We start from the raw sequence: 17,606 nt of genomic DNA on the forward strand, positions 1-17,606 counted from the left end.
ATGAATCACGATTTGATCACTGACTGGATTGCCGCACTTAAGGCGGCTGCGACAGATAACGACATGCGTTATCTCAATATGATTGTGGATCAGTCAGGGGGAAAACTCTCTTTGATCCCAGAGCTGCAAAGCTTTTCGCCTGCAATCAAATGGTGTTCGCTGTTTCAGGGATTGCCTGAAGAAATTATGGCGGATGATGCGCCGATATTGATGCGGATTGATTTGACACACCCTGACCAGTGGCAATGGATGCAGGAAGTTATCCTGCGCTTAAGGGAAGAACGGTTGCTGCTGATTTTATGCTCGTCATGGTCATTTGACTTGTTGTCTCAGCATTTAATTCAATGTGTGGATGCTGCATGGGAGGGACAGGCGGGAATTTTACGCTTTTTTGACCCGTCTATATTTCCTGTGCTGTTTTCCCATGTATTGGATACGGAACAACAGCAGCAATTACTTCGGCCGGCGCTGTTCTGGAGCTGGCTTGATCGTGACGGTGCTTCAAATTTTCTTTTGGGTGAAGGGAATGAAGAACCGGTTAATGACGCCGTTGAGAAAATTGATCTCACTGATAAGCAACTAGAGAGCCTCCTGTGTGTTTCTGATGCACATCGGCTGATGTCGCAACTGGATGATAAGGACGCATATCTGGAAGCCTCGAATGAACAACTGTTTAACCACTGTTATGCATTGATGATTGAGGCGTCTGATAAGTCCATTTTACTGGATGACGACAGAGAGTCATTCGTGCTCAAACACCTTAAATCCAGATTATCACTAATGTGAAGGAATAGAAGATGAAAAAACAACCATTGAGGCTGGCGGTTTTATGCCTGCTATTGGTCGCCTGTAGCCAGTTTCCGGCACAGGCAGGGGTAATTATTGCCATTAATCATACCAAATGGGCGATAAACCGGTTCAGTGTGGATGATACACCGGGTATCGATATTATCGGCCCGTATCAGGGCGGTGGTGGCGGTTGCTGCTATAGCGTGCCAGAGAAATGGGAACCCGGGATGACGGTTAAGGTGGATTGGGAAACAGGGATAGCTTATTCCGATGATTTTCCCGGATATGAAAATGAAGAGAAATATCTAGCTTGGGAAAAAAAGATGGATGCTTATACACGCCAGCATAGCAAGGTAGTCCCGGTTCCTTATTATCAGAATGGCGGTGATACCTGCGGTATTACGGTGCATTTTCTACCCTGTGATCAGATAAAAGTTACGACCTCGTGTTACGCCTATGGTAGCCCGAACTACCCGATTAAAGAACCGTTGAAAATGAAGGAGCCAAAAGTATGTCCGAAGTAATGCATACCGGCACCTCAAGTCCAGATTGTCACTAATGTGAAGGAGTAGAAGATGAAAAAACAACCATTGAGGCTGGCAGTTTTATGCCTGCTACTGGTTGCCTGTAGCCAGTTTCCGGTACAGGCGGGAATCATTGAAGCGATTAACCATACCAAATGGGCGATAAACCGGTTCAGTGTGGATGATCAGCCGGGTATCGATATTATCGGACCATATCAGGGCGGTGGTGGCGGTTGCTGCTATAGCGTGCCAGAGAAGTGGGAACCCGGGATGACGGTTAAGGTGGATTGGGAAACTGGGGCAGGAGGTTCCGAAGGATTCCCAGGGTTTGCTGATAGGGACAAGTACTTGGCATGGGTAAAAAAGATGGATGCTTATACGCGTCAGCATAGCAAGGTAGTGCCAGTACCCGATTATACCGGGCAGCGCACCTGTGGCATTACGGTGCATTTCTTACCCTGTGATCAAGTCAAAGTCACCACCTCGTGTAACACCTACGGTAGCCCGAACTATCCGATTAAAGAACCTTTGCAAATGAAGGAGCCAAAAGTATGTCCGAAGTAATGCATACCGGCACCTAAAGTCAAGATTATCACTAATGTGAAGGAGTAGAAGATGAAAAAACAACCATTGAGGCTGGCAGTTTTATGCCTGCTACTGGTCGCCTGTAGTCAGTTTCCGGTACAGGCGGGAACCATTGAAGCAATTAATCATACCAAGTGGGCGATAAACCGGTTCAGTGTGGATGGTCAGCCGGGTATCGATATTATTGGCCCGTATCAGGGCGGTGGTGGTGGTTGTTGCTATCGGGTGCCGGAGAAATGGGAACCCGGGATGACGGTTAAGGTTGATTGGGAGACTGGAGCAGGAGGCTCTGAAGGATTTCCAGGGTTTGCTGATAGGGACAAGTACTTGGCATGGGTAAAAAAGATGGATGCTTATACACGCCAGCATAGCAAGGTAGTGCCAATACCCGATTATACCGGGCAGCGCACCTGCGGTATTACGGTGCACTTCTTACCCTGCGATCAAGTGAAAGTCACCACCTCGTGTAACACCTACGGTAGTCCTAACTACCCGATTAAAGAACCTTTGCAAATGAAGGAGCCAAAAGTATGTCCGAAGTAACATATGAAATGACACAGAAAGATAACGTCTGGTTGCCTGCGGCCTTTCCCGCTCAGGGGCGGCTGCCTACTCAGCGTTATCTGGTGAGGCAAAATTGTCTCCGTCAGGTCAGCGATGAAAAGGCTTATCATCAGGAACTCTGTCTGGCTGCGAATCGTCGGGTGGAACTGCCTTGCTGTAAGACTTTGCATGTCAGCCTGTTTTTTGATGGAACCGGCAATAATTTGTATAACGACCTTTATCAGGCTGTTCCTAACCATCCAACCAATATTGTCCGTCTTTTTCAGGCGACGATTGGGGCGGGTTATGCCGGTGGCGCGTCGGGTAAGCCCTTGTTAGATGATGTCGAAAGCACCGGTGGCAAGTATTTTAAATATTATATTCCCGGCGTGGGTACCCCCTTCCCGGAGATTAACGACCTGGATTACAGCACATCGGGGCTGGCTTTTGCTAACCGGGGTGAGGATCGGATTAACTGGACGTTATTGCGGTTGATTGATGTGTTAAAACGGGTATTAGTAAACGATAAAATCGATGATGAGGCTTGCCGAAAGTCACTTGAGGCGATGTCCACCACATGGCACACGCTGGATTTGGGGGGCATGCATAACCGTTATGGTGAGTTTTATAAGCAGTTTGCCCGTTTGAAACGTGAATTAAAAATAGCCCGCAGCCAGCCGGGGTGGAGCAAATCCAAGCTGTTGGGGATGAAGTTATATGTCTATGGCTTCTCCCGTGGGGCAGCAGAGGCGAGAACCTTTGTCAATTGGCTGACCGAACTGTTGCCACCGCCTACAGGGGATAACCAAAAACCGTCGCAGTGTCTGCAAGCGAAAAACGAAACTGACCCGGATTGTAACCTGCCCATCAGTGTGGAGTTTCTTGGGTTATTTGACACGGTGGCGTCGGTCGGGATAAGCCATGTGGTTCCCGTCGTTGAAGGTCATATGGGCTGGGCAGACGGCACGCAGGAGCTGCCATCAGAGGCGACTTATGGCGGTCTGGTGAAACGCTGTGTGCACTTGGTCTCGACCCATGAACAGCGGCTAAGTTTCCCGATGGATTCCATTCGCCGTTCGGATGGAACTTACCCGACAGGCAGTACTGAGGTGATTTATCCCGGCGTGCATTCTGATTTGGGGGGCGGTTATCCACCGGGAGAACAGGGTAAGGCAATAGGTAAAACAGATGCATTGTTATTGTCGCAGATTGCTTTGCATGAAATGTATGCAGCCGCATTTGAAGTTGGAGCACCATTGAAGGTACCAACTGAATCTCTACCTAAAGATTTATCTAAAGATGAATGGCGTGTAATGTCATTTGGATTGGTAGCTGAATTTAATATTGATCTACTTCTTGTCAATCGCTTCAACGCCTGGCGCCAGGTCACTCTGGGTTTGGCGATGCCCCAACAACCCCTGTCGGACGAAGAGGCCGCTTGCTTTGAGCCGGTGAGAGCCTCTGTGGCGTTGGAACAGGCGATGGAAAACCAGATGAACTGGCTGACAGCCTGGCGTATCAATCGTTACGCCAACGGCATGCTGCTCGGTACGCCATTTTTTCATGAAGCGCCCAACCGTGATGCGAAAAAAGCCCACTGTGAGCAAAGCAAGCAGGCGCGGGAAGAAAAGCAGCAGGCGGTGTTAAAGAAACGCAAAGCCCAATGGCATGAATACATTATCAAGGGGGAGAAAACGCCGCCGGTGTTAGTGCCGGGGGTGCCGGATTTTGACCCGGAAACCGCTCAGAACCAGTTGCGGGAAGCGGCAGCGGAATTTAATAGTGACTACCACGGCGACCAGCGGGAACAACACAGTGGGTGGCAGTTTGCCGTCGATACCGTGCCACGTTACGCAATTTACATGTTGGATGATCATAATGACCTTCTGGAGTATCTGCAAATGAAAGGGGCGGGAGAGAGGTTGGTCAAACAGCTTTTTCGGCCTGTTCCGACGGCAAAACCCGGACAACAGGAATCACCCGAGTCATTGTTGGTCGCCTTGTATGACAATCAGGTTCACGATTCCCGTGCCTGGTTTATGTACTCGACGCTCGGTTCACGTGAACCGTTGGGGGGCTATTTCCGCTACCGAGTCATTTACTTCGGTACAATTTGTAGCAGACCACTGTCACTCCTGTCAGTGGCTGGCACTGTGGTAGGGTTCGTATCGCCAACGGAAGGCGGTGTACTGTTTTTCTTTAAACAGAAAAAAGTCGCCAACACGGTGGTGGAGGTTGTCGATAAAGTGTCCAAGAGCATTGCCGCTGAGCGGGAAGTGACCGCGCAGTATTTAACTTCTGGCGAGCTGATCACTCTGTTAGCAGGACCGGAGTATAGAAAAGCGTTCACCCATAATGTGGGCGAAGTGACCCGTCAGCAGAGGGAATTTCTCAAACAGCGGCGGTTGCAAATGACCAAGGATGATCTCAAAGCGCGTTGGGCGGGAAAAACGTTGGAACCGACCCCATTCAAGGAGCCTGAGAAATGAAAAACGTGATCCGTCAGGGCGACAGCCTGCGCGAATATGGCGGCACGGTATTGTCGGGCCGCTATCTTTGTTTCGGACAACCTATCGCTTGCAAGGGCGATCCTGTCCAGTGTAACCGTCATGGCATGACTGCCATTGCTCAAGGGAGCTCGGCCTGCCTGATAGACGGCCAGCCGGTGGCGTTGCACGGTCATCGTTGTGAATGTGGTTGTACGTTAGTCAGCTCTTTTCCCGATTATCAGGTGGCGCCATGAAAGACTATCCCCTTTTTCCGCCTTATTGTCAGGCTTCGCCTCCCTGCTTTAAACGTTGGTTGGGTGTTGGCGCCGGATTGGTCTTGTTGACCAGTAACATTGTCGCGCTGATCAGACCAGAAGTCGGCGACATATCAGCTTTGTACGCCCTGATCCCCGGACTGGCGGCGTTATGGTTGTTATGTCTGTTATTCCGCGTGCTGTTTTACCGGTTTGCCCGGCATAACGCCTGGACTTATGAGCAACAGGTTGAGCGGGTTCAGCAACAATGGTGGCGCAAACATTGTCAGCAGATTGCGTTGGTGGACTATGTGTTAGTTGGGCCGCTAGGGAGCACGCCCGATGTGTGGCTGAAAGTGATTAATCAGCTCCATTGTCGCCCGAAACCTATCAGGGAAAAGAGCGGTCTGGCAGTTCGCCTGTCGTGCTCTTTTGTCTCGGATATTGAACAACGGGAAATCCAACTGGCAAAAATGGTGGTGAATAAATGGCAAGGTCAGCGTCAGGAACCCTTGAAATGCACACCTCTGCGTTGTTACTGGCTAGGCTCTGCCGCTGCCTGGCAAGGGTTTGCTGCCCAGATGGCGGAGCGATTTCCTGATGTGGAGTTGCCTGAACAGCCGCAACCCTGGCTCGGTGTTGATACGCTGGATGAAATGGTTGATCTGCTCAACACGACAAAGGACAAACAGGCGACTATTTTGTGCGCAGGTTGTCAGTGCGTAGACAGCGAGGCTGAATCAGCCTTACCCGCCGGTGAAGCGGCATTTATCTGGCTACTGAAAAAACAGGGCAACGTCTGTTTTACCCGTGGTGAATTTTTTTGTTCTCAAAGTGATGAAGAGGTTGTTGACGTCGCTGCCAGAGCATTGGTTCAAGCGGATATGCCTCAGCCGCCGGAAATCTGCTTTCTGTTTTCTCAGCCGGAGACATCCTCACTGGAAAAGCTCGGCTGGAATATCACTCAACATCAACAGGATCTCAATTGGGGCAATATTGGCGGGATGGAGGCGATCGTAGTGCAAACGTTGGCGGCTATCTCGGCGGAAAATACCGGCCGGCCCTGTGGGTGGTTAGCCCGTGATCTTCAACATACTTTAGCGTTTGGAATAGTGAAATCTTATGGAACGGCAACAGAATAAATTACCGTCTATTTCGGTAGTGAAGACACTCATCATACTGATAGGAACCATTACCTTGCTGGTCTCGTTAGCCGGTCTGGGATGGTGGGTTTGGGGGGAACACCGAACCACTGATAGCGAAACCTTCAACCACCTGTTGTGGGTTTGTGGAATAGCTTGGGTGCTCACAGTGGTGGTGAGTATGCTAGGTTTTATCACCGTAACGTTGTTTGTCAAAAACAAAGTCACTGATGTGAAGCCCGATACCCGGCCGCTTTTACCGGCCAGTGAACCGTATGATTATGGTGATTTAGGCGATCGCATGCGCCTGCGTTACGGGGTGTTCTGGTGGTATAAAGTGCGCATTTTACTGGTGGTGGGCGAAGCGGAGCAGGTGGAAGCGATTGCGCCGGGGCTGACTACGGCACATTGGCAGGAGGGGTATCGCTCGTTGTTGCTCTGGGGCGGCAGTTTGCAGGCGGAACCGGATACTGCTCAGTTGATGGCCTTGCGTCGTTTGCGCCGTTACCGGCCGCTCAATGGCATTGTCTGGGCGCTGACCGAACACCAAAGCGCACAACCGGTGTGGATGGATAAAGCGCTGCGGACGTTGCAAAAACAGGCCCGACAGTTGCGCTGGCAGGCTCCGGTCTATCTGTGGCAGGTGTGTCACAGCGTCTGGTCTCAGGAAGGCCGTATTACTCAGGCCGTCGGCTGCTTTTTTCCTGAACGCTGTACCCCGGATATTGTGGCGACACAGTTGCAAGAATTGGTTGACCCGTTGCGCGAGCGCGGGATGCAGCAACTGCTGGAGAAGACAGCCCACGATTTTCTCTGTCGTCTGTCTGCGAACTTAAAACAACAGGGGATTGCGCACTGGAAACAGGTTCTGACGCCGTGGTTAGCGGAGTATGGCGATGTGGTGTCGCTGCGCGGTCTGATGTTCAGTTTGCCGCTCAGGGCGCAGACGACTCGCCTGCCGCAAATTTGGCTGCCCGACACCGCCTGGCAGGGGGTGTTGGATGGCAGTCGTCGTTTCCACGGTCGGCGGGTTGGCATGCTCCGTACACAGACCGTTTGTCGCGGCCTGATGGTGGTGGGCTTGTTATGGGGTGCCGGCATGGTGCTCTCCTTTTTCACCAACCGTGACCAGATAGCCGTGGTACAGGCGGCGGTCACTGGCCTGAAAGCGCACCCGGAAGGTTCTGATGCCCAGTTGATGGCCTTAAAAGACCTGCGTAACGAGGTGGGCCGGCTGCAATACCGGGCTGAACATGGGGTGCCGTGGTATGAGCGTTTTGGTTTGAGTCAGAATCAAAAACTGTTAACGGCAGTGCTGCCTGATTATGCGCAGGCCAATAATCGCCTGATACGGGACAAAGCCGCCGCGGTGCTGCATGCGAAACTGAACGCGCTGGTGAATTTACCGCCGGGCAGCCCGTTGCGGGCTAAGTGGGCGCAGGCCGGTCATGACCAGTTAAAAGCCTACCTGATGATGGCGCAGCCGGAAAAAGTGGATGCCGTATTTTTAACCCGGATACTGAATGAAAATGAACCTGAGCGGGCCGGTATCGCCCCCGGCGTCTGGCTGGATACGGCGTGGGATTTGTGGGGTTTTTATGCGGAGAATCTGCCTGCGCATCCCGAATGGCGGATCACCCCGGATAAGGCATTGGTTAAACAGGCGCGTCAACTTTTGTTGATCCAGCTAGGTAAACACAATGCCGAAGCGGCGCTTTACCAGCAGATGCTGAAATCGGTGGAGAAAAATTATGCGGACCTGACGTTAAGGCAGATGACCGGCGACACCGATGCTACGCGGCTGTTTACCACCACTCATGTAATACCGGGGATGTTTACCCGTCAGGCGTGGGAAGGCGGGATACAAAAAGCGATAGCGGAGGCGGCAGCCTCACGTAAGGAAGCGATTGACTGGGTGCTGAGTGATAACCGTCAGGCAGTCTCGGCGTCGGTATCGCCGGCGGAGCTGAAAGCCCGTTTGACCGCCCGTTATTTCACCGATTTTGCCGGGGCGTGGCAGGATTTTCTCAACAGCCTGCGCTGGAACAAAACCCGTAACCTGTCGGATGTCATCGACCAGTTAACCCTGATGGCGGATGGGCGTCAGTCTCCGCTGATTGCGTTGATGAACACGCTGGCCTATCAGGGCGAAACCGGGCAACAGGGGCCGACGTTATCGGACTCGTTGGTGAAATCCGCCAGGACGTTGTTGAATAAAAAAACGCCGTTAATGATTGACCAACAGACGGCTGGCGTGCATGGGCCGATGAATGAAACCTTTGGGCCGTTGCTGGCGCTGATGGGAGAAAATCAGGTTGCCGGGGGAGTGAAGACCGACAGCACCCTGAATTTACAAACCTTTCTCACTCGGGTAACCGAAGTGCGTTTGAAACTGCAACAGATGAACAACAGTGATGACCCGCCGGCAATGGCGAATGCGCTGGCTAAGACGGTATTCGAAGGGAAAAGCGCCGATTTAACGGATACGCAGGGCTACGGGCGCTTGATAGCCGCCAGTCTGGGCGGCCAATGGCGGGGTTTTGGTCAGACGCTGTTTGTCGAGCCGTTAGCGCAGGCGTGGCAGGGGGTATTGAAACCGGCGGCGGCGAATCTGAATAGCCAGTGGCAGAGAGCGATAGTGGACAACTGGAATCGGGCCTTTGCGGGCCGTTATCCGTTTGCCGGCGGCGAGAGTGAAATTTCATTGCCGATGTTGGGCCAGTTTATTCGGTCAGATTCGGGGCGGATAGAGCAGTTTTTGACGCGTCAGTTAGGCGGGATACTGCATAAAGCAGGCAACCAATGGATAGTGGATGAAGTGAATGGGCAGGGTGTGCAGATTAACCCGGATTTTTTAAAGGCAATAAATCAGCTCAGTCAGTTATCGGACCTGTTATTTGCGGATGGCAGTCAGGGATTGCGGTTTGAACTGCGGGCCAGAGCGGTGCGAGATGTGGTGGAAACTGACCTGACGATAGACGGGCAGAAACTGCGTTATTTTAACCAGATGGAAAGCTGGCAGAGCTTTCGTTGGCCGGGAGAGACCTATAAACCGGGGGCGATGCTGACCTGGACCAGTGTCAACGCCGGGGCGAGGTTATTCGGTGATTATCAGGGGAACTGGGGACTGATCCGCTGGCTGGCGCAGGCGAAAGTGGAAAAGCTGGATGAAAGCCGTTACCGACTGATATTTACGGCCCCGGATGGTTTACCGTTGACCTGGATTTTACGCACAGAATTGGGCGAAGGGCCGCTGGCATTATTAAAACTGCGCGGATTTAAATTGCCGAAAAATATCTTTGCGGGGAAGCCGGGTAATCATACGGCAATAGCAGCGATGAATGATGATGACCTGATAATGGAATAATGCATGCTGTTGGGGATAAATCAGAAAATAGCGTAATTGTTAACTGTTTTCGTTAACGAAATCGCTGTTAGGATAAATATCACTACAGATATTCCGATGAAGATATTTGGCTAGGTTGTTTTTTTACCCGCCTGCATTACGAGCGTTACCTGAATCAACGGGGGGATGCCCACCTCCGCCACGCTGGTGCCGTGGCAGGAGTTGAAAGTGAAGGATGACGCTCTGGAAGTGTTTTGCAAAGAGGCTAATAACCCAGATTACCAACACCTGGCGCGTTTAAACGGCAATAATACGCTTTAAATAAAACCCCTTATAGGGATGTAAGGGTTAATAATCGGAATGGAAAAGAGAAGCGGATACGAATATTTATTTACAATCAGTTATCAAAACAATGGGATTAAATAAACTTTCTTGGTTTATTCCGATAAATAGAAAAAGGGAATTATTTGAAATTCATAAATGATGATATTATGTTTGTCTCTGATATTAAAAAGATTTTCGAAATAGCTTAAAAATAGATCAGGCTATGCTGAATGAGAATAATAAATAACGGACTAAACAGTCAAATGCTGAATAAAAGAATGATAAAGGAAAGATAAAAAATAATACACCAAATGTGGTGACGAAAAAAGAAAATTCAGTAATATCGGATGCCCTACACAATTCAAAAGGATGAGAGTTAAATATGTATAAAAATATGTTAAATCCCGTAACATTAAGAAAAACAGAAAACGGACCTCAACTAAAAGGAAATGAGGACACATATGATACATCAATATTAAAAGGCAGCCCTGTAGGACGAAGGGATATTGGGAATTTAGCCCCGCTACCTGCTCAAGCAGAAGTTTTTCAAACAGTTGTTGACGAAAAAATAGCAAGTTTCAAAACAAAGGGAAATCCAATATCAATTGTTGTCTGGCGCAATAGCCAGACGGGGCTTACTCATATAATGGATGGTCAGCATCGGTTTATTGCTGCATGCATACTTGGAGTGCCTGTTAAATTAACGTGGAAAAAATTTGGTATACCACCCAATCGGATAGACTGGAGTGGTACGAAATTTTCAGATGGGATACCAGCTAAAACCAAGATATTTGGAAAATAATCTATTAAATTATTTAATGTATATTAAGTGCGACTTGCGCTAATACAGAATTGAGAGTTGCCGGTTTTGGTATAAATTTGAAATCTTAAACAAAACGCCAGGTAACTCTCATGCTTCATACTACCAACCCCATTATCAGATATAAAGCTGGCTGAATAATGCTTAGTTTTCTATTCTATTAAATCTAAAATTCTATACCCTTCATCTTTCAAGCTGCTGCTTTGTTGGCTGCTTTCACTCACCCCAGTCACATCGTTATCTATGCTCCTGGGGATTCGTTCACTTGCCGCCGCGCTGCAACTCGAAATCTATTAGGTATATATTATAAATTTATATTTTGCATATTGTTAATTTTTTATTATTCGTTAATAAATTTCTCCATTTAAATAAATTGCCACTCTGGTTTTCACCCCGGTCACATAGTTATCTATGCTCCCGGGGATTCGCTCCTTTGCCGTCGCGATGCAACTTGAAATCCATTGGGTATATAAGTGTCATTGATTATTATGTTTTTCAGAATAAAATTCTTGGTTGATTAATTTAAATCCAATCAAATTAATGGTTATTGCGACACTAGTGGAATGTTATTTAAATAATATCTTTTTATATGAGATTTCTAAAAAAAAGCAACTAAATTTTCATCAAATAACTGGCAAAAATTCACTTTTCTATAATGCTTAAATATAGCTGGTTGTGTCATACGAAAAACGAATAGCGTAGTCAAGTTAAATATTAAATAAGAGTCATCGGGAGCGCGTCTCTCGAGGGCAGCATTAGCTATAACACATTAACCAAGGTCTGACTTTATTAATGGGGGAAACATTATGTCCACTGATCCGCCGCTACATCAAGAAGATATTGTCGTGATACATGTTGCTACACCCGACGATTTGGCGAAGTTTGCCGATCAAGCACTCTTCTGGAATAAAGAAACCTATGAGCAGATGAAAACTGCGGAAGTGTTGTTTACACCAGCGGGAGAAACTCCACCTGGTCTGGGAATTAAATATGTCGCCACGCCCGGTGATTTGGTGAGGTTTGTCGATGAAGAAGGTTACTGGAGTGAGGAAACCTACGAGCAGATAGAATTTGTAAGGGTGTTGTTTATACCCGCAGAAAAAATACGCGGTGTGGGGATTAAACATGTTGCCACACCCGATGATTTGGCGAAGTTTGCCGATAAAGAATTCTTTTGGAGTAAAAAAGACTACGAACAGCTAAAAGTTGCAGAGGTGCTGTTTGTACCCAGAGAAGGAATGCCCGTTTAGGGGCTAAACATATCACCACGCCCGATGATTCGGTAAAGTTTACCGATAAAGCGGTCAATTAGAATAAAGAGAAGTATCAAGAGAGGGATAAAGCCAGAATATTATTTATCCCGAAAATAAAAGAATAGAACGGCGTGTAATAACATCAACTTATCTGTCATTCTGAATTGGAGGTATTAATGGCTAACAGCAAGACATCTACTACATCCAGCGAAAATAATTTGTTGGATAAAGAGGAAGTTAAGTCCTGGTTTAAATTATATTCCCTGCCGAAAAGTGAAAATTATGCTCAATTGGTGCAAATAGCGGCGGAAGGGCGGCGTTTGGCCGGGCTGGATGCTGATCAGGCCGATAATAATCCAGGGGCAGGATTGAACCGGGATCTGGATGAAGTGAATTTACTCTTAGTGAATCCCGGTGATGGGGTGCATATCGGCGAAGACCGTGAAATTGCGGTCAATATTGATAAAAGCAGCGGCTTACAGTTCATTAATGGCGAATTGGGATTACGCCCCGACTTTAAATTGTCGCTGGCATTGTTTGAGAGTTTTACAGAGGAACAAAAAAGGGAGCTTTACCGTTGGCTGATTCATGCTGCGGAGATGGCAGCAAGTAAGGCGCAGTTGCCCGCGTTTGATTTGCCGACCAACGGTAACAATAAAAACCTTGGCGCTGTTGTCAGTGTCAGCGGCGATGGGAAAACTATCGCGCTTAGTGGGGCAGAAGGAAAGGAACCTGTATATCTATTTTCTTATACCAATAACGGTTGGCGTCAGCAATTCGCTGATTACGTCAGTGGTTATGGCGGTAGAGCGCTAAGTCTGAATCGAAATGGTAATGTTCTCGCGGTGGGTATTGATAACCGAAACAGTGATGGTGGGCATGGCTCAGTGTTCGTTTATCACAGATTGGCAAATGGAGCGTGGGAAAAGTCGGCCAAACTTTGGCTTAGTGAGGCGAACGTTCAGCAGCATTTCGGTTGCGCTGTGAGTTTGAGCGCTGATGGCACACTATTAGCGGTAGGTTCTTATGGCTGGAGATCGGGTTTATTGACTAACTGCGGCGCAGCGTATCTTTATCAGTATGACGGGAAGAAATTGTCACAGCTTGGTGAGCGTCTGACCTTAGCTTCTCCGGCACAGGGCGATATGTTTGGCGGCAAACTAAGCTTGAGTGCGGATGGTTTAACCTTGGCAGTGGCGGCAACGGGGCGTAATGGTAATGGTGAAGTGACGATATTTCATCGTCACGGGGAATACTGGCAACCGCAACCACCGCTCAATTCGCTGACTTCTCCTTTAACCATCAGCAAAGACGACTTTGGCGCCAGTCTCAGCCTGAGCGATAGCGGCAATATTCTGGCGGTGGGGTGTCCGGGAGAGAAGAACAATATTGGTGCGGTCTATCTGTACCAGCGTCACCGTAATGTATGGCAAGTTATGGGAATACTGAGAGAAACGGTGACTGCCGGGGAAAGGTTTGGCAGCGAGTTGTCTTTGAGTAGTGACGGCCAGATACTGGTGGTGTCAACACCTGTTGGTAAGAATGACACAGGTGTGCAAACCGGTGCGGTATGGTGGTTTAGTTATCAGGATGAACAATGGGTTATGCAGAGCAAATTACTGGAGCTGGATGGGGAATCAAACCATAAATTTGGTGCCGGTGTTTGTTTTAGCGGTGACGCCAATACATTGGCGATTGGCGCCAGTGGTTGGAAAAGTGGCGAAGGGAAAGTTTACCTTTACGACTAGCTAAATGAGGAAAAGACGATGGCGAAAGAGATAACAGATGAAACGGTCAGCCAGCTTAGTACCCACTTCGCCCCTGGCAAGATCCCGACTGAGGCTGCATTTTATTCACTGATTGATTGGGCCACGTTGTGGCGACAGCTTTTTGGTTGGCAGGATGGTGATCAAGCTTATCATCCGGGGGGTGGTTTACAGGTTATCGACAACCGTTTGGCGGTTAAGACTGGCAATGGCATCGCGGTGAAACCGGAGGGGCTTGCGTTAAGGCTACAGCCCAATGGGGGATTGATGTTGGATAAATCTGGGGCGTTGTCAGTGGATGGTACTGTAGCGGTTTCAGCACAAGCTTTTAAATTGCTTCCTGAGGAGACGAGGGAACAAATTGCCAAGTTGTTATTGAATGCTGAGACAGAAGGCAGAAAACAGCGAACAGAAAACAGATGACGGTGACTGCCTAATACGGCTTTTGAGGACATATTATGACTGATAAAGAAATGAGTTCTGTTGACTCATTGAAAGCGAGTTTTAAGTCTGGTGTTCCGCCCATGCCTGAAGCATTTTCCCATTTGATTGATGAGGCATATAAGGCATATGAAATCATTGATGGTGATAAGCGGGATGGCCCGACCGCAGGACTGGAACGAGATGACAAAGGAAAACTGGCCCTCAACACTCACCATTCTGGCGGGTTAAACCTTGAACAGAGAGCTTTGGCGCTGTCACTGAAGCCAGAAGGTGGACTCTCTTTTGATGGAGGAAGGCGTCTGAAATTGGATGCCGATCGGCAAGTTCAGTTTGCCGATTTTTTCAGTTTATCGCGGTGGGAGCGGATGGAGATCACACAGTTGTTGGGTTTGAAACGCAGTACCAGCACCAAGATGACGCGTATTGTTGCTCCTTCCCCTAAAGAGAATGAACGCTTTGGCACTTCTGTTAGCTTGAATGCGGCGGGAGATTGCTTAGTGGTTGGGATGGGGAAAGTACTCTATTTGTATATGTGCCGGAAGGATGAGTGGTGGAATACAAGCACGCCCATTGTGTTTGAGGCTTATGGCGATAAATATCGCAGTGCTTCATGGAATGTCAGTCTGGATGCGGAGGGAGATAACCTGGCAGTGGGATACTTAACTGATTTTCGAAAAATGGATGTTTGTGTGTATACGCGTACAAATGGCGTCTGGGATACAAAAAGTCCTATTGTGTTTCCGTTGGAAGATGAATATAGACACTCTGGTGGTGTGTATGCCAGTTTGAGCGCCGCAGGAGACTGTCTGGTGGTGTGGGGGGGCGTCTATACGTTCTATGTGTATACACGCACGAATGGGATCTGGGGCAGAGAAAACCCCATTAAGCTTGATTTTTCGAATTCTGGTCACGGGGTTGCCATGATTTGTCTGAGTGCATCGGGAAACTGTCTGGCGGTGCATGGTACCCATGTTGATTATCCTTCTTCTCCCCTAATAAACATAGTTTGTGTGTATACACGCACGAATGGGACTTGGGACGAAAGCTACATTAGGTTCCATCCCCCTGAAGATAGCTCACCCGGTTTTGGCAAGGTTTTTAGCCTGAATGCAGAGGGAGATCGTCTGGCGGTGGGGGCGGATGATGATTCACCCATTATTAATGGGAAGGTTTATCTGTATACGCGTACGAATGGGATCTGGGATACACAAAATCCCATTAAATTTTCGGCTCCTGCAAGTGGCGTAACGTATTTTGGCTGCGCTATCAAACTGAATGATGCGGGAGACCGTCTGGCAGTGGGGGCGGCTTCCCGAGTGTATGTGTATACCTATCTGAATGGTAAATGGAATATGGAAACACCTATCGAGATTTTGGACCCTTCAGGCAATTTAGATAATGTAAATGGTTTTGGTAAGGCTGTCAGTTTGAATAAGTTAGGAGCGAGTTTGGCGGTTGGTGCAGTTTTAACCAAGGTCGGTTCCGCGCCTGAAGCCGGTGCAGTCTATACCTTTGAGAATGTCAAATGAAGACAGAGGACAGAAAACGGAGAACAGAGAACAGAGAACAGGTGACGGTGACTGTCTAATACGGCTTTTGAGGACATATTATGACTGATAAAGAAATTAGTACTGTTGACTCATTGAAAGCGAGTTTTAAATCTGGTGTGCGGCTCATGCCGGAAGCCTTTTCCCATTTGATTAATGAAGCATATAAGGCATATGAAATCATTGATGGCGTTCAGGGTGATGGCCCAACCGCAGGGCTGAAACGAGATGACAAAGGAAAACTGGCCCTCAACACTTACCATTCTGGCGGGTTGAATTCTAATCAGGGCGCTTTGGCCCTATCACTGAAACCAGAAGGGGGACTCTCTTTTGATGGGGGAGGATATCTGAAATTGGATGCCGCTCGGCAGATTCAGTTTGCGGATTTTTTCAGTTTATCGCGGGGAGCGCGGATGGAGATCACGCAGTTGTTGGGTTTGAAACGTACTCTGATAACGCGCATTGTTTCTCCCTTCCCTAGAACGGATGAGTCTTTTGGTAGCTCTGTTAGCCTGAACGCGGTGGGAGACTGTTTAGCGGTTGGGATGAATAGTCACGTCTATGTGTATACGCGCCGGAAGAGTGGTGAGTGGAATATAAGCAAGCCGATTGTGTTTGAGGATGTTGAATCTGTTTTATCTTCATGGCGTGTCGGTCTGGATGCGGCGGGAGATTGTCTGGCGTTGGGAGACATATGGCCCGAAGTGGTTCGTGTATATACACGCACGAAGGGCGTTTGGGATACAAAACATCCCGTTGTGTTTCCGCGGGTCGCTGTAAACTTTGGGGCGAATGTCAGCTTGAACGCCGCAGGAGACTGTCTGGTAGCTGGGGGCAAATACTCCTCTCCGTTCCGTATGTTTATATGCAGGAATGGGATCTGGGATACAGAAAAACCCATTCTGTTTCCGGCCCCTTCGGACGCTTATGAGTTTGGCGCGATTGCCCACCTGAGTGCTGCGGGAAACCGTCTGGCGGTGTGTGATGATTACATTTCCGCGATTTATGTCTATACACGCACAAATGGGATTTGGGATACAGAAAACCCCATTAAGTTCCGTCGCCCTGAAGGTGAATCCTCTCGTTTTAGCGTGGTTTTTAGCCTAAATGCAGAGGGAGATCGCTTGGCGGTGGGTACGTATTTTTATAAACCCTATAATGGGGAGGTTTATCTGTATACGTGCACGAATGGGATCTGGGATAGAGAAAATCCCGTTAAGTTTTCGGCCCCGGCAAGTAGGGTATCTTTTGGCGGTTCTCTCGAACTGAATGATGCGGGAGATCGTCTGGCAGTGGGAGCATCATCCAGGGTGTATGTATATACCTGTCTGAATAATAAGTGGAATATGGAAGCACCTATCGAGATTTTGAACCCTTCAGGCGATTCAGATAATTTAAATGGTTTTGGTGGACCTGTCGGCCTGAATAAGGCGGGGACGAGTTTGGCTGTTGGTGCAGTAGTAGAGAGCGTCGATTCTCAGCCTAACGCCGGTGCAGTTTATGTTTTTGAGAATGTTATATGATGACTATAATCGCTAAGCTGGATATTATCTTCTACCCTTGGCATTTCATCCACGTTAAATTAATTCAACTGTTCTTTATTGTAAGGTTATTGGCGGCATACAACAGAATATGAGTATATACCCGTGCTCATTGAAACTGCTTGATTTTCGCCCAAATGAGGTTCATGGTATCCGTCATGAAAATATTCATTACCGATGAACAAAAAGCCGAACTTGAACACCTCCATCACACTTGCCGTGATAAGCGGGAGTGTGAT

Annotated in this window: 15 protein-coding genes; all 15 read left to right on the forward strand. The window is 48.4% G+C overall.

The window, feature by feature from the left end; all coding sequences use genetic code 11:
- The 15 genes from V2H77_RS15530 (at nt 1) to V2H77_RS15600 (ending at nt 17,349) form a co-directional block, all read left to right on the forward strand.
- Entirely contained in the window at nt 1–786 is a 786-nt protein-coding gene (locus V2H77_RS15530) for a DUF4123 domain-containing protein (RefSeq protein WP_341499517.1), read from the forward strand.
- An 11-nt stretch (nt 787–797) separates the two neighbouring features.
- Entirely contained in the window at nt 798–1,313 is a 516-nt protein-coding gene (locus tag V2H77_RS15535) for a DUF3304 domain-containing protein (protein WP_341499518.1), read from the forward strand.
- Nucleotides 1,314–1,364: 51 nt separating this feature from the next.
- The gene (locus tag V2H77_RS15540) at nt 1,365–1,877 is read left to right on the forward strand and encodes a DUF3304 domain-containing protein (protein WP_341499519.1); all 513 of its coding nucleotides are present in this window, start codon (nt 1,365–1,367) and stop codon (nt 1,875–1,877) included.
- A 51-nt stretch (nt 1,878–1,928) separates the two neighbouring features.
- The gene (locus tag V2H77_RS15545) at nt 1,929–2,441 is read left to right on the forward strand and encodes a DUF3304 domain-containing protein (RefSeq protein WP_341499520.1); all 513 of its coding nucleotides are present in this window, start codon (nt 1,929–1,931) and stop codon (nt 2,439–2,441) included.
- Nucleotides 2,429–4,930, forward strand: a complete 2,502-nt coding sequence (locus tag V2H77_RS15550) for a T6SS phospholipase effector Tle1-like catalytic domain-containing protein (RefSeq protein WP_341499521.1) — start codon at nt 2,429–2,431, stop codon at nt 4,928–4,930. Before V2H77_RS15545 ends, V2H77_RS15550 begins: the two co-directional genes overlap by 13 nt.
- Nucleotides 4,927–5,184, forward strand: a complete 258-nt coding sequence (locus V2H77_RS15555) for a PAAR domain-containing protein (protein WP_265514008.1) — start codon at nt 4,927–4,929, stop codon at nt 5,182–5,184. The genes V2H77_RS15550 and V2H77_RS15555 overlap by 4 nt, the downstream gene beginning before the upstream one ends.
- A complete protein-coding gene (locus tag V2H77_RS15560) occupies nt 5,181–6,326 on the forward strand; it encodes a hypothetical protein (protein ID WP_341499522.1) in 1,146 nt (381 codons plus the stop codon). Before V2H77_RS15555 ends, V2H77_RS15560 begins: the two co-directional genes overlap by 4 nt.
- Entirely contained in the window at nt 6,307–9,693 is a 3,387-nt protein-coding gene (locus V2H77_RS15565) for an ImcF-related family protein (protein ID WP_341499523.1), read from the forward strand. The genes V2H77_RS15560 and V2H77_RS15565 overlap by 20 nt, the downstream gene beginning before the upstream one ends.
- A gap of 165 nt (nt 9,694–9,858) precedes the next feature.
- Nucleotides 9,859–9,993, forward strand: coding sequence for a hypothetical protein (locus V2H77_RS15570; protein WP_341499524.1), 135 nt, complete (start codon nt 9,859–9,861; stop codon nt 9,991–9,993).
- Between the two features lie 385 nt (nt 9,994–10,378).
- Entirely contained in the window at nt 10,379–10,798 is a 420-nt protein-coding gene (locus V2H77_RS15575; protein WP_341499525.1) for a hypothetical protein, read from the forward strand.
- Nucleotides 10,799–11,622: 824 nt separating this feature from the next.
- Nucleotides 11,623–12,066, forward strand: coding sequence for a hypothetical protein (locus tag V2H77_RS15580; protein WP_341499526.1), 444 nt, complete (start codon nt 11,623–11,625; stop codon nt 12,064–12,066).
- Nucleotides 12,067–12,245: 179 nt separating this feature from the next.
- On the forward strand, nt 12,246–13,817 hold the full coding sequence (locus V2H77_RS15585) for a hypothetical protein (RefSeq protein ID WP_341499527.1): 1,572 nt from the start codon (nt 12,246–12,248) through the stop codon (nt 13,815–13,817).
- An 18-nt stretch (nt 13,818–13,835) separates the two neighbouring features.
- A complete protein-coding gene (locus V2H77_RS15590; RefSeq protein ID WP_341499529.1) occupies nt 13,836–14,258 on the forward strand; it encodes a hypothetical protein in 423 nt (140 codons plus the stop codon).
- A gap of 35 nt (nt 14,259–14,293) precedes the next feature.
- Nucleotides 14,294–15,808, forward strand: coding sequence for a hypothetical protein (locus tag V2H77_RS15595; RefSeq protein ID WP_341499530.1), 1,515 nt, complete (start codon nt 14,294–14,296; stop codon nt 15,806–15,808).
- Between the two features lie 77 nt (nt 15,809–15,885).
- Entirely contained in the window at nt 15,886–17,349 is a 1,464-nt protein-coding gene (locus V2H77_RS15600; protein WP_341499532.1) for a hypothetical protein, read from the forward strand.
- Nucleotides 17,350–17,606 lie beyond the last annotated feature (257 nt).

It is taken from the genome of Photorhabdus sp. P32 (assembly GCF_038085095.1).
Taxonomy (GTDB): Bacteria; Pseudomonadota; Gammaproteobacteria; order Enterobacterales; family Enterobacteriaceae; genus Photorhabdus; species Photorhabdus luminescens.

Bases quoted from the DNA above. Each gene is read 5' to 3' on its own strand.
- V2H77_RS15530 (WP_341499517.1), top strand. From the start codon at position 1: ATGAATCACGATTTGATCACTGACTGGATTGCCGCACTTAAGGCGGCT.
- V2H77_RS15535 (WP_341499518.1), top strand. From the start codon at position 798: ATGAAAAAACAACCATTGAGGCTGGCGGTTTTATGCCTGCTATTGGTC.
- V2H77_RS15540 (WP_341499519.1), top strand. From the start codon at position 1,365: ATGAAAAAACAACCATTGAGGCTGGCAGTTTTATGCCTGCTACTGGTT.
- V2H77_RS15545 (WP_341499520.1), top strand. From the start codon at position 1,929: ATGAAAAAACAACCATTGAGGCTGGCAGTTTTATGCCTGCTACTGGTC.
- V2H77_RS15550 (WP_341499521.1), top strand. From the start codon at position 2,429: ATGTCCGAAGTAACATATGAAATGACACAGAAAGATAACGTCTGGTTG.
- V2H77_RS15555 (WP_265514008.1), top strand. From the start codon at position 4,927: ATGAAAAACGTGATCCGTCAGGGCGACAGCCTGCGCGAATATGGCGGC.
- V2H77_RS15560 (WP_341499522.1), top strand. From the start codon at position 5,181: ATGAAAGACTATCCCCTTTTTCCGCCTTATTGTCAGGCTTCGCCTCCC.
- V2H77_RS15565 (WP_341499523.1), top strand. From the start codon at position 6,307: ATGGAACGGCAACAGAATAAATTACCGTCTATTTCGGTAGTGAAGACA.
- V2H77_RS15570 (WP_341499524.1), top strand. From the start codon at position 9,859: ATGCCCACCTCCGCCACGCTGGTGCCGTGGCAGGAGTTGAAAGTGAAG.
- V2H77_RS15575 (WP_341499525.1), top strand. From the start codon at position 10,379: ATGTATAAAAATATGTTAAATCCCGTAACATTAAGAAAAACAGAAAAC.
- V2H77_RS15580 (WP_341499526.1), top strand. From the start codon at position 11,623: ATGTCCACTGATCCGCCGCTACATCAAGAAGATATTGTCGTGATACAT.
- V2H77_RS15585 (WP_341499527.1), top strand. From the start codon at position 12,246: ATGGCTAACAGCAAGACATCTACTACATCCAGCGAAAATAATTTGTTG.
- V2H77_RS15590 (WP_341499529.1), top strand. From the start codon at position 13,836: ATGGCGAAAGAGATAACAGATGAAACGGTCAGCCAGCTTAGTACCCAC.
- V2H77_RS15595 (WP_341499530.1), top strand. From the start codon at position 14,294: ATGACTGATAAAGAAATGAGTTCTGTTGACTCATTGAAAGCGAGTTTT.